Raw genomic sequence first — 12209 nt, 5'->3', positions numbered from 1 at the left:
CAATGATCGACACGGATGATTTCCTTCGCCAACTGCACGAGCGCGCCAGCCGGGCACTTGTCCATTGGGGGCTTGAAGGAACGGAGACGCGACTGATTAAATATCGGGAGAACGCGGTGTTTCGCGTTCGCCTTGCCGATGGGGCCTATGCGGCGCTTCGGCTGCACAGACCTGGCTATCATAGCCGCGATACCATTCTTTCCGAACTGCTCTTCGTGGCGCATCTGGTCGGGGAGGGTGCTCGCGCGCCCGCCCCGCTGCCAACGCTGTCTGGCTCGCTGCTGGCCGAATGCGGTACGGATGGCGCGACGGGTTTTGCAAGCCTCGTCAGCTGGATGGAGGGCGCACCGCTGGGCGAAACCGGGCATCCGCTCGCCCATGGATCAGAAGAGGCGCAGGCGCTGTTTTTCCGCCTGGGCGAAACGCTGGCACGGCTGCATGACAGCGCCGACCGGTTCAAAACGAATGACAGCTTCGTTCGCCCCGCCTGGGACCGTGACGGCCTGCTGGGCGACACTCCGCTCTGGGGCCGGTTCTGGGATTGCCAAGGACTTTCGCCCGAAAGCGCAACCGGACTGGCTCGGCTACGGTCAAGACTTCTCGACCGGCTGGCGCAAGCCGGGACGGAGGGGCTCGATTACGGCCTCATACACGCCGATGGTGTGCGCGAAAACATCATGGTCCACGGTAATGAGATCGGGCTGATCGATTTCGATGATTGCGGCTATGGCTACCGCCTGTTCGATCTGGCGACGGCGCTGCTCAAGAACCGGATCGAGCCGCAATATCCGGCGCTGGAAACGGCCTTGGTCAATGGGTACCGCTCGTGCCGAAGCCTTCCGGACGCGGCGCTTGCGCTTCTGCCGCTGTTTGTCGTCATGCGCAGCCTGACCTATATCGGTTGGGCGGCGGCACGGCCGGAAATGGCGCACAAGACGCAGAAATATGCCGATGATGCACTGGAACTGGCAGAGCGGCTGTTGTGAGCCACGCTATAGACTGTCAAGCGCCTTCATTGACGCCGAATTTTTTGACGCTATATTGCGTCAACAGATGAGGCATTCGAAAGACAGGTGACGCCATGGGACTTGCTCAGTTTGCTGACAACGGCATGTTTTCAGCACGCAAGATTGCAGAGACCCTGCATACGACAAGCGAGGACATTGCGCGCGCTGCCGGGCTGGGGAAGGATGCGGTTCAACGCAAGGATCGCGTTCAATCTGACCGGACCCAGCGGCGTCTGCGTGAAGTGGTGGAAATCATCAACAAGGTGGAGTCACGCTTCGGCTCCGCCCTGATGGCCTATGCCTGGTATCGGTCGGAGCCGCTTTCGGGTTTTTCCGGTCTGACTGCCATGCAGCTGGTGCGTGACGGGCGCGCAACTGACGTGCTCGATTACATTGATTCGGTCGACGCGGGCATCCACGCCTGATGGCGACGACGTCATTCAGCGGATTTCTCTATCGAGCCCTGAACCCGGTTTATGCGCGCGAACCCTTATCGGGCCGGGGTGCAGCCCTCTATGGCGGTCGCTTCAATCCGAAGGGCGCTGAGGCACTCTATACATCGCTGTCCATCATGACGGCACTGCGCGAAGCAAACCAGGTGGGCAGTCTGCAACCGACAACACTGGTTTCATACAGGGCCGAGATCGAGCGCGTTTTCGACAGTCGTGATGAAGAGGCGCTGCGGATATGGAATATGGATGCTGCCGCACTTGCCGATACCACGTGGCGAGATGCCATGAGAGAATCTGGTGAAGCCCGGACGCAGACCTTCGCACGGCGGCTTTTTGAACAGGGCTATCATGGCCTTCTGGTGCGCAGCTTTGCGGCGGGCGCAACCATCAACGACCTCAATCTCGTCCTCTTTCAGTGGGGAGCAGAGCCGCCAGCACGCCTCACGCTGATCGATGACGAAAATCGCCTTCGCTGACAAGGACCGCGTTCTGCCGTCACCCGGCATCCATGGTGTCGGCCAGTTCACCCAGCAGATCCAGCAGAAGATCGATCTTCTCAACGCCGAATTTGCGCTCGAGTGCCTCGTAGATTGCCCGGCTTTCGGGCGTTACCTCGTTGATGATGGCAAGCCCGGCCGGCGCGATGCGCAACAGCACACGCCTGCCATCCGCCTCGTCCTTGTCCTTTTCGATCAGGCCGCGCTCTTCCAGTGTCTTGATCATCCGGGTCAGAGAAGGGGCCAGAATGAAGGCGCGTTCGGCCACTTCGGAGGCGTCCACCGTGCCGTTCTCGCCGAGAATGCGGATGACGCGCCATTGCTGTTCCGTCAGGTCGTGGGTTGCCAGCATGGGCCGGAAATGCGCCATCACAGCTTCGCGCGCACGCAACAGCGCGATTGGCAAGGAGCGGCGGGTATTGCGGGGCAAAAGCGCATCCTGCGCCAGCTTCGTACGGGTGGAGTCGGATTGGGTCATACAGACCTATGACCACAATCTCGACCATTTGCCAATCCTTTGGCAGCAAGGGGCGCCAAGAGGCGGCGGCCGGCCCCGATTAAAGCAAAAAGGATGCATTTGCCCGCTTGACAAGCACGCGGATTAACTTAACATGTTAAATATAAACGGCGGGAGGAACCATGCCGCATTTCACCTTCGATTATTCGGCCAATCTCGATGGGGTGGTCGATATGAGAGCGCTGGCGCGCCTCATCCATGACACGATGATGGAGACCGGGCTGTTTGAGCTTGGCGCTATCCGGGTGCGGGGTTTTCGCACCGAGGTTTATGCCATCGCGGATCTTCTGCCGGAAAACAGTTTTATCGACATGTCGTTGCGCATCGGCAAAGGCCGCAGCGAGGCCGACAAGAAGCGGGCTGGCGAGGCAATCTTTGCCGCGGTTTCCGCCTTCCTTTCCGAGCGCTTTGAAACACCGCATTTCATGCTCTCGCTGGAAATCCGCGAGATCGACGCCGAGCTGAGCTGGAAGAAGAACGCCATTCACCCAAGGCTTCGACAGAAAACCGGCTGACATTCCCACACGGACAGACACTGCACGCGGCAACGCGACACCCACGCAATTCTCATGGAGATGACCCATGTCCACATTTCAAGACAATCTCGCCAAAGCTGAAGCCTATCTGAAAAAGTTCGAGGGCGGCGTCAGGAACCGGATTGGCGGCGAAGACCGCGACGCACTGGATGGCGCAAGCTTCGAGACCATTTCACCGGTCGACCTGACGGTGCTGGCCAAGGTGGCCCATGGCAAGGCCGCCGACATCGATCTGGCCGCCAAAGCGGCAAAGGCTGCATTTGCCGAATGGGCCGCCATGCCGGGTGAGGCCCGCAAGAAGCTTCTGCACAAGATTGCCGATGCCATTGTTGCGCGTTCGGAAGAAATTGCCCTGGTCGAATGCATGGATACCGGGCAGTCGCTGAAGTTCATGGCGAAGGCAGCACTTCGTGGCGCTGAAAACTTCCGCTTTTTCGCAGACCGCGCGCCCGAGGCACGGGACGGCAAGTCGCTGCGCGCGCCGGGCCAGGTCAACATGACCACCCGCGTACCGATCGGGCCGGTTGGCGTTATCACGCCCTGGAACACGCCCTTCATGCTGTCCACGTGGAAGATCGCGCCAGCGCTGGCCGCCGGTTGCACCATCGTTCACAAGCCTGCGGAGTTTTCGCCGCTGACGGCGCGGCTTCTTGTTGAAATCGCCGAGGAAGCGGGTCTGCCAAAGGGCGTTTGGAACCTCGTGAACGGACTTGGCGAAGATGCAGGCAAGGCACTGACCGAACATCCGCTCATCAAGGCCATCGGCTTTGTGGGTGAAAGCCGCACCGGCTCGATGATTATGAAGCAGGGTGCCGATACGCTGAAGCGGGTGCACTTCGAACTTGGCGGCAAGAACCCGGTGGTGGTGTTTGCCGATGCCGATCTGGAGCGCGCCGCCGACGCTGCTGTCTTCATGATCTACTCGCTGAACGGCGAGCGCTGCACATCATCCTCCCGCCTGCTGGTGGAAGAGAGCGTCTACGACAAATTCACGGCCATGGTGGCGGAAAAGGCCAAGCGCATCAAGGTTGGCCATCCGCTTGACCCGGAAACGGTTGTCGGTCCCCTGATCCATCCTGTGCATGAAAAGAAGGTGCTGAACTATATCGAGATCGGCCGTTCCGAAGGTGCCAAGGTGGCGGCGGGTGGCGAGAAATTCGCCGGTCCCGGTGGCGGCTGCTATGTTTCACCGACCCTTTTTACCGGTGCCAACAACCAGATGCGCATCGCCCAGGAAGAAATCTTTGGCCCGGTGCTGACGGCCATTCCCTTCAAGGACGAGGATGAGGCGCTGGCGCTCGCCAATGATGTCCAGTACGGCCTGACCGGCTATCTCTGGACCGCAGATGTGACCCGCGCCTTCCGCTTCACCGACCACATGGAAGCAGGAATGGTCTGGGTAAACTCGGAAAATGTCCGCCATCTGCCGACGCCGTTCGGCGGCGTCAAGAATTCCGGGATCGGCCGCGACGGCGGCGACTGGTCATTCGACTTCTACATGGAAACCAAGAACATCGCATTCGCGACCAAGCCGCACGCCATTCAGAAGCTGGGCGGTTGATCGATATATCCGGAGGACAACAGACATGCCCGTTCCAACACCAAACCTTTATCCGCCCTTCAACATTATCCGTCTGAGCCACGTGGAATTCGGCGTGAAGGATCTCGCCCGCTCGCGCGCCTTTTATGTCGATACCCTCGGCCTTCAGGTGACCGACGAGGACAAGGACGCGATCTACCTGCGGGCCATGGAAGAGCGCGGCCACCATTGCATCGTGCTGCGCAAGAGCAACGAATCCGTCGCCCGCGACCTTGGCTTCAAGGTGTTCTCCGAGGAGGATCTCGACAAGGCGGAACATTTCTTCAAGGCCAAGGGCCTGCCGGTGGAATGGGTTGAGCGCCCCTACCAGTCGCGCACCTTCCGCACCCGCGACCCGCACGGCACACCGCTGGAATTCTACTCCAGGATGGACCGCCTGCCGCCGATCCACCAGCAATATGCGCTCTATCGCGGCGTCAAGCCGCTGCGCATCGACCATTTCAACTTGTTCTCGTCGGATGTTGATGCATCGGTTGCCTTCTACAACGAGCTTGGCTTCCGTGTGACTGAGTACACGGAAGACGAGGAGACCGGCAAGCTGTGGGCTGCCTGGACGCACCGCAAGGGCGGCGTCCATGATATCGCCTTCACCAATGGCACAGGGCCACGTCTGCACCACACGGCCTTCTGGGTGCCGACGCCGCTCAACATCATCGATCTTCTCGACCTGATGTCCAGCACAGGCTGGGTGGCGAATATCGAGCGCGGACCGGGTCGCCACGGCATTTCCAACGCCTTCTTCCTCTACGTCCTCGACCCCGACGGCCACCGCATCGAGATTTATTGCTCGGATTACCAGACGGTCGATCCCGATCTGGAGCCGATCAAATGGGATCTGAAGGACCCGCAGCGCCAGACACTCTGGGGTGCGCCGGCTCCGCGCTCGTGGTTCGAGCATGGCAGCCTGTTCGAAGGTGTGGAACCGAAGGCATCCGAACTCAAGGCCCAGCCGATCATCGCGCCCTGATTGATGGCGCGGGCGGCAGCTTTTCCTGCCGCCCGCTACTGTCCCCCAATTCGAGGATGATGCATGATGACGCTCAAGGACCATTCGCTTTTTCGCCAGGCAGCGCTCGTTGGCGGCACGTGGATCGAAGCAGATCTCGCCAATGCCATCGCGGTGGAAAATCCAGCCACCGGTGACGTCATCGGCCATGTCCCCAATCTCGGTGCATCCGAGACGCAGGAGGCCATTGCAGCCGCAGAACGGGCCCAGAAGGAATGGGCCTCCCGCACGGCCAAGGAACGGGCGGTTATCCTGCGGCGCTGGTACGATCTGATGATGGCCAACCAGGACGATCTGGGCCTCATTCTGACGCTGGAACAGGGCAAGCCGCTGGCAGAAGCCAAAGGTGAAATCGCCTATGGCGCCTCGTTCATCGAGTGGTTCGCCGAAGAGGCACGCCGCCTCTATGGCGACATCGTGCCGGGCCACCAGAAGGACAAGCGCATTCTGGTGATGAAGCAGCCCATCGGTGTGGTGGCGGCCATCACGCCCTGGAACTTCCCCAATGCGATGATTACCCGCAAGGCCGGTCCTGCCTTCGCCGCCGGCTGCGCCATGGTGCTGAAGCCGGCCTCGCAAACGCCGTTTTCCGCCATTGCGCTCGCGGTTCTGGCCGAACGTGCCGGTCTGCCGAAGGGCCTGTTCAGTGTGCTCACCGGTTCGGCGCGGGTGATCGGCGCGGAGCTGACGGCAAGCCCGGTCGTTCGCAAGCTCACCTTTACCGGCTCGACGGAAGTGGGGGCTGAACTCTACCGACAATCGGCACCGACCATCAAGAAACTCGGGCTGGAACTGGGGGGCAATGCACCCTTTATCGTCTTCGACGACGCCGATCTGGACGCCGCCGTGGAAGGTGCGCTGATTGCCAAGTTCCGCAACAATGGCCAGACCTGCGTTTGTGCCAACCGCATCTATGTGCAGGATGGCGTCTACGATGCTTTTGCCGCCAAGCTGGCTGCTGCGGTTTCACGCCTGAAGACCGGCAATGGACTGGAAGAGGGCGTGACGCTTGGCCCGATGATCGACAAGGCAGCGCTGGCCAAGGTCGAGGAACATGTGGCCGATGCCTGCGGCAAGGGCGCAAAGGTGATCGCAGGTGGCGAGCGTCATGGGCTGGGCGGGCTTTTCTATCAGCCCACGGTGCTGGCAGATGTTACGCCGGACATGCTGGTTTCGCGCGAGGAAACCTTCGGGCCGCTCGCGCCGCTGTTTCGCTTCGCTGACGAGGCGGAGGTGATCGCCAAGGCCAATGACACCGAATTCGGCCTTGCCTCCTATTTTTATGCCGCTGATCTCGCACGCGTGTTCCGCGTGGCGGAAGCGTTGGAATACGGCATGGTCGGCGTCAATACCGGCCTGATCTCGACAGCCGAAGCCCCCTTCGGTGGCGTGAAACTGTCCGGCCTCGGCCGTGAAGGTTCACGCTATGGCATCGAAGAATTCACTGAAATCAAATATGTCTGCCTCGGCGGCATCCAATAGGAGCATGGCCATGACCTCCCATCCGCGTTTTCTTAGCTTCAGCACGGCTGACGGTCGCCAAGCCTATGGGCTCGTGAGCGGTGAGGGTGTGATAGATCTCTCTGCACGCCTGGGCGAGCGCTATCCGACACTGCGTGAAGTGATCGAGGCGGGTGCACTCGTGCAGCTGGCGCAGGACCACGCCGATGAGGCGCCGGACTTTGCCCTGTCCGAGATAACCTTCGAGATCCCCATTCCCGCGCCGGAAAAGATCATCTGCGTCGGGGTGAACTTTCCGGACCGCAATGAGGAATACAAGGACGGGCAGGCCGCCCCCGCCAATCCTTCTTTGTTCATCCGCTTTCCGCGCTCCTTTACTGGACACGGCCAGCCGCTGATCCGTCCGCCGGAAAGTCCCCAGCTCGATTACGAGGGCGAGATTGTCATCGTCATCGGAAAAGGTGGCCGAAGGATCGCGGAACAGGACGCTTTCAACCACATCGCGGCGCTCTCGCTGTGTAACGAGGGCACTATCCGCGACTGGGTGCGGCATGCGAAATTCAACGTGACCCAAGGCAAAAATTTCGACCGGACCGGTTCCATTGGCCCCTGGCTCATTCCCTTTACCGACGAAAATCAGCTGGCCGACATCAAGCTCGAAACCCGCGTTAACGGCGAGGTGCGCCAGAGCGACCGCACCAGCCGGATGATTTTCTCCTTCCGCAAGATCATCAACTACATCTCCACCTTCACCACGCTCGTGCCGGGCGACGTGATCGTCTGCGGCACGCCGACCGGGGCCGGCGCGCGCTTCGACCCGCCGATCTGGCTGAAGCCGGGCGATGTGGTCGAGGTCGAGGCTGAAGGCCTAGGCATTCTCAGCAACACCATTCAAGACGAGGCATGACATGTTGAGCCCCGAGCAGATCGAAGCCGCAGCGGCAAAGCTGGACGAGGCGGAGCGGACCCGTATCCAGACCGGCCTCTTGTCGCTTGCCCATCCAGACATCGGCATGGACGATGCCTATGCCATCCAGGGCGCATGGGTGAAGAAGAGGGTTGCTGCTGGCCGCAAAGTGATTGGCTGGAAGATCGGCCTCACCTCCAAGGCCATGCAATATGCGCTGAATATCGATATTCCCGATTCCGGCGTGTTGTTCGATGACATGGTGTTTGAGGATGGCGCGACCGTGCCGAAGGATCGCTTCATCCAGCCGCGCATTGAGGCAGAAATTGCCTTCATCATGAAGGCCCCGCTGAAGGGGCCGGGCGTGTCGGTGTTCGACGTACTGAACGCCACCGATTACGTGACGCCCGCGCTGGAAATCCTCGACACCCGCATTCTGCGTGTCGATCCCGAGACGAAGAAGACCCGCACGGTGTTCGACACCATCTCGGACAATGCCGCCAATGCCGGCATCGTTACCGGCGGGCGCGCGGTGCGCCCGGACCAGATCGATATGCGCTGGATGGGAGCGATCGTGTCCCGCAATGCCGAGGTGGAGGAAACCGGACTCGGCGCGGGCGTGCTCAATCAGCCGGCCCGTGGGATTGCGTGGCTCGCCAACCGGCTGGCGCAGTATGGGGATGGCATCGAGGCGGGGCAGATCGTGCTCGCCGGCTCGTTCATCCGGCCTATCGAAGCCCGTCATGGTGATACGATCGTCGGCGATTTCGGGCCTTACGGCTCGGTCAGCCTGTTTTTCGAATGAGCCTGCCAGGGCGGGCGTAGTCTGCCCAATCCGTATCGAAAGAGGATGCCGTGATGCCTGCACCCGTCAACAGCTTCAAGCGTGGATTGAAAGAGGGCCGTTTGCAGATCGGTCTGTGGCAGGCTCTCGGAAGCCCCAACACGGTCGAGATCTGCGCCGGCGCCGGCTACGACTGGCTGTTGCTGGATGCCGAACACGGGCCGAGCGATGTACCCCGGCTGGCCGAGCAGCTGCGCGCCATGCGTGGCTCGCCGTCGCATGCGATCATCCGCCCACCCATAGGCGAGACCTGGGTGATCAAGCAGATGCTCGACATCGGCGCCCAGACCATCCTCGTGCCCATGGTGCACGATGCGGCACTCGCGACCGAAATGGTCAAGGCGGTGCGTTACCCGCCGCTGGGCGTTCGCGGCGTCGGCGCAGCCTTGGCGCGTGCCTCTGACTTCAACCGTATCGGCGACTATCTGCAGACTGCGAACGATGAGATCTGCCTGCTGGTGCAAGTGGAGAGCCGTGTCGCGATCGACAATCTCGATGCGATCTGCGCCGTCGATGGTGTCGATGGCGTGTTCATCGGACCTTCTGACCTTGCTGCCGACATGGGCTATCTCGGCCGGCCGGGTGCTCCCGAAGTCCAGGATGTGGTGGAGCGATCCATTGCCCGTATCCTCGCCTCCGGCAAGGCCGCCGGTATCCTGATCGGCGATCTCGGGCTCGCGAAACGCTATGCTGAACTTGGAGCCACATTCGTGGGGATCGGCAACGATGTCGGACTGCTCAGTAATTCTGCTTCCCGATTGCTCAAGGATTTCAACGATGCAAAGCCGACGCAGCCGACGGCGGGTGTGAAGGTCTACTGAGCGGCAAGGTGGCTGGCCCCGGTATTTGACAAAAGCCAGTTTTGTTAACATGCTCAGTAACTGGGTGACCGACTTTGGGAGGAGGCGGACATGCACTTGGGGAGCTTGGAACGTTGCGTTCCGACGCATTGGGTGACGCGTGAGTTCGACGCCTGGACGTCGGACCTCAAATCGATCTGCGGCCATTTCAATCCCACCCGATACGACGGATCGAATGCGGTACGCGGCTGTGCCGCCCTGTCTTACGCCGCGGGTGTTGAACTGGCCCAGGTGGCGAACGATCTCGACTACATCCGCCGTGATCCCGATGACATCCGGGCCGATCAGGGCGACAACCTGTTCCTGCTGTTGCAGCTGGAAGGCTCCTGTGGGGTCGAACAGTCAGGCCGCCAGGAGCAGCTACATCCAGGCGAGTGCATCCTCGTCGACTCCACGAGACCGTCCGTCTTTTATTTCGGCGGCTCGTTTTCCAATCACCTGTCCGTCCACCTGCCCAGGCAGATGCTGTTGTCGGATCGGGCCGTGCGGATTTCGGTGACGCGCAAGATCAGGGCGGATGATCCGATGTCGATCATGCTGGGTGCGCTTGTCGCCAAGATGATGAGCACGTCAAGCGACGACAACCGGGCGCCGCATCTCAGGGAGCTGCTGTTCAACACGACGCGACAGGCCTTCGCGTCCGATCCGGGCGAAGAATTCTTCGTCCGTGGTGATAGCGGCACGGGACGGCTTGAGGTTGTCCAGGTGCTGATCGACGAGAACCTCACCGAGGAATATCTGACGCCGCAATGGCTTGCCAACCGCGTTGGCGTTTCGTTGCGGACCCTTCAGGAGGACCTAAGTTCGCAGGGCATGACGGTGACCGGCATGATCAAGCTCAAGCGCCTGCACCTTGCCCGGGCGAGGCTCGAAAGACTGCGGGGCGCGCATCATCCGGGCGCCATTGCGGACGTCGCCTATTCGGTCGGTTTCAATGACATTTCCTACTTCAATCGCAGCTTCCGCAAGCTGTTCGATTGCTCGCCCAAGGATGTGGTGATGGCTTGAGGCGGTTGCCGCGCTTTTGTCCAATTCATGCCGCGCCGTGATCCAAGAATTACCGACGAGCATTGGCTAGTCTCCTTCCATCGCAGTGCATGGGAGGATGTATCATGCAGGAATTTACGCTTGTCATCGGTGGCAAGGCGGTTGCGACCACGCGTCACAAAGAAGTCAGGAGCCCCTCCTCGGGCGCGGTCGTGGGCATGTCGCCACTGGCCACCATCGACGATCTCAACACTGCCGTATCCGCCGCCAAATCTGCCTTCCCTGCCTGGGCCGGCCGGTCCTCCTCCGAGCGTGCCGCGCTCTGCGCGTGTGTGGCGGAGACGATCGAGGCGAATGCGGAGGAACTGGCACGGCTTCTGACATTGGAGCAGGGCAAGCCGCTCAACGGGCTCGGTTCGCGCTTCGAGATCGGCGGTGCCGTTGCCTGGACCCGCCATACGGCGTCCTTGGATCTGCCGATCGAGGTGGTCCAGGACAGACCGGAGGGCCGGGTGGAATTGCATCGCAAGCCGATCGGCGTCGTTGCCGCCATCACGCCGTGGAACTGGCCGGTCATGATCGCCTGCTGGCATATCATCCCGGCTATCCGCACCGGCAATACCGTGGTCATCAAGCCGTCGCCGAACACGCCACTGACGACCATCCGTCTCGTGGAACTGATGAACGAGGTGCTGCCGGCCGGCGTCGTCAACGTCATCGCCGATGACAACGATCTGGGTGCTGCTCTCACTTCCCATCCGGATATCGCCAAGATCACCTTCACCGGGTCGACCGCCACGGGACGTCGCGTGATGGCATCCGCCGCCGACACGCTGAAGCGGTTGACGCTCGAGCTTGGCGGTAACGATGCCGGTATCGTCCTGCCCGATGCCGATCCGAAGGCGATCGCCGAAGGTCTGTTCTGGGGCGCGTTCATCAACAGCGGCCAGACCTGCGCCTGCCTGAAGCGCCTCTATGTGCATGACAGCATCTACGATGCGGTGTGCGATGCGCTCGCTGCCTATGCGTCCGCCATCAAGGTGGGTGACGGCCTGGCAGAGGAGGTTGTTCTCGGCCCGCTTCAGAATTCGGCTCAGTTCGACATCGTCTCGGCCTTCGTCGAAGATGCGGTTGCCAAGGGCGGTCGGGTACTGACGGGTGGTGCGCCACAGGGCGGACCCGGTTACTTCTATCCCATCACCCTTGTCGCCGATGTCGATCACGGTGCCAAGCTCGTCGACCTCGAGCAGTTCGGTCCGGCCCTGCCGATCATCCGCTACCACGACATCGAAGAGGCAATTGCCAAGGCCAACGACAATCCGAGCGGCCTCGGCGGCTCGGTCTGGTCGGGCGATGTCGCCAAGGCCAAGCAGATTGCGGCGCGGCTCGAATGCGGTTCGGTCTGGATCAACAAGCATGGTGCGATCCAGCCCAATGCGCCCTTCGGAGGTGTGAAACAGTCCGGGATCGGCGTCGAGTTCGGCGTCGACGGGCTGAAGGAATTCACCACCATCCAGACCGTTTTTTCCTGAACC

Annotated in this window: 13 protein-coding genes; 12 read left to right on the top strand and 1 reads right to left on the bottom strand. The window is 61.1% G+C overall.

The window, feature by feature from the left end:
* Positions 1 to 2: 2 nt before the first annotated feature.
* The 3 genes from KLP42_RS08815 (at position 3) to KLP42_RS08805 (ending at position 1935) form a co-directional block, all read left to right on the top strand.
* Positions 3 to 986 (top strand): phosphotransferase enzyme family protein, encoded by a 984-nt coding sequence (locus KLP42_RS08815; RefSeq protein ID WP_215565828.1) that lies wholly within the window; start codon positions 3 to 5, stop codon positions 984 to 986.
* Positions 987 to 1081: 95 nt separating this feature from the next.
* Entirely contained in the window at positions 1082 to 1432 is a 351-nt protein-coding gene (locus KLP42_RS08810) for an antitoxin Xre/MbcA/ParS toxin-binding domain-containing protein (RefSeq protein WP_215565827.1), read from the top strand.
* Positions 1432 to 1935, top strand: coding sequence for an RES family NAD+ phosphorylase (locus tag KLP42_RS08805; RefSeq protein ID WP_215565826.1), 504 nt, complete (start codon positions 1432 to 1434; stop codon positions 1933 to 1935). The genes KLP42_RS08810 and KLP42_RS08805 overlap by 1 nt, the downstream gene beginning before the upstream one ends.
* Before the next feature lie 19 nt (positions 1936 to 1954).
* Here the strand turns inward: KLP42_RS08805 and hpaR are convergent, their stop codons facing one another.
* Positions 1955 to 2434 carry a homoprotocatechuate degradation operon regulator HpaR gene (gene hpaR, locus KLP42_RS08800; RefSeq protein WP_215565825.1) on the bottom strand — a complete coding sequence of 160 codons (480 nt, stop codon included), beginning with the start codon at positions 2432 to 2434 and terminating at the stop codon, positions 1955 to 1957.
* A 161-nt stretch (positions 2435 to 2595) separates the two neighbouring features.
* On the opposite strand from hpaR, the gene KLP42_RS08795 reads away from it, so the two are divergent.
* From KLP42_RS08795 to KLP42_RS08755, 9 genes are all read left to right on the top strand, one after another.
* Complete coding sequence (locus KLP42_RS08795; protein WP_215565824.1) at positions 2596 to 2988, top strand: 5-carboxymethyl-2-hydroxymuconate Delta-isomerase; 393 nt, start codon at positions 2596 to 2598, stop codon at positions 2986 to 2988.
* Between the two features lie 67 nt (positions 2989 to 3055).
* Entirely contained in the window at positions 3056 to 4570 is a 1515-nt protein-coding gene (gene hpaE / locus KLP42_RS08790; protein ID WP_215565823.1) for a 5-carboxymethyl-2-hydroxymuconate semialdehyde dehydrogenase, read from the top strand.
* A 25-nt stretch (positions 4571 to 4595) separates the two neighbouring features.
* A complete protein-coding gene (gene hpaD / locus KLP42_RS08785; protein ID WP_215565822.1) occupies positions 4596 to 5576 on the top strand; it encodes a 3,4-dihydroxyphenylacetate 2,3-dioxygenase in 981 nt (326 codons plus the stop codon).
* 66 nt (positions 5577 to 5642) lie between these two features.
* Positions 5643 to 7097 carry an NADP-dependent succinate-semialdehyde dehydrogenase gene (gene gabD, locus KLP42_RS08780; RefSeq protein WP_215565925.1) on the top strand — a complete coding sequence of 485 codons (1455 nt, stop codon included), beginning with the start codon at positions 5643 to 5645 and terminating at the stop codon, positions 7095 to 7097.
* A gap of 10 nt (positions 7098 to 7107) precedes the next feature.
* Positions 7108 to 7983 (top strand): fumarylacetoacetate hydrolase family protein, encoded by an 876-nt coding sequence (locus KLP42_RS08775; protein ID WP_215565922.1) that lies wholly within the window; start codon positions 7108 to 7110, stop codon positions 7981 to 7983.
* Between the two features lies 1 nt (position 7984).
* The gene (hpaH, locus tag KLP42_RS08770) at positions 7985 to 8788 is read left to right on the top strand and encodes a 2-oxo-hept-4-ene-1,7-dioate hydratase (protein WP_215565821.1); all 804 of its coding nucleotides are present in this window, start codon (positions 7985 to 7987) and stop codon (positions 8786 to 8788) included.
* A gap of 53 nt (positions 8789 to 8841) precedes the next feature.
* Positions 8842 to 9648, top strand: coding sequence for a 4-hydroxy-2-oxoheptanedioate aldolase (gene hpaI, locus KLP42_RS08765; RefSeq protein ID WP_215565820.1), 807 nt, complete (start codon positions 8842 to 8844; stop codon positions 9646 to 9648).
* A 90-nt stretch (positions 9649 to 9738) separates the two neighbouring features.
* Entirely contained in the window at positions 9739 to 10695 is a 957-nt protein-coding gene (locus KLP42_RS08760) for a helix-turn-helix domain-containing protein (protein ID WP_215565819.1), read from the top strand.
* A 104-nt stretch (positions 10696 to 10799) separates the two neighbouring features.
* Positions 10800 to 12206, top strand: a complete 1407-nt coding sequence (locus tag KLP42_RS08755) for an aldehyde dehydrogenase family protein (RefSeq protein WP_215565818.1) — start codon at positions 10800 to 10802, stop codon at positions 12204 to 12206.
* Positions 12207 to 12209: the final 3 nt, after the last annotated feature.

Source organism: Rhizobium sp. CSW-27, from assembly GCF_018760785.1.
GTDB lineage: Bacteria > Pseudomonadota > Alphaproteobacteria > Rhizobiales > Rhizobiaceae > Neorhizobium.
This window is presented reverse-complemented; position numbering and strand designations above follow the sequence as displayed.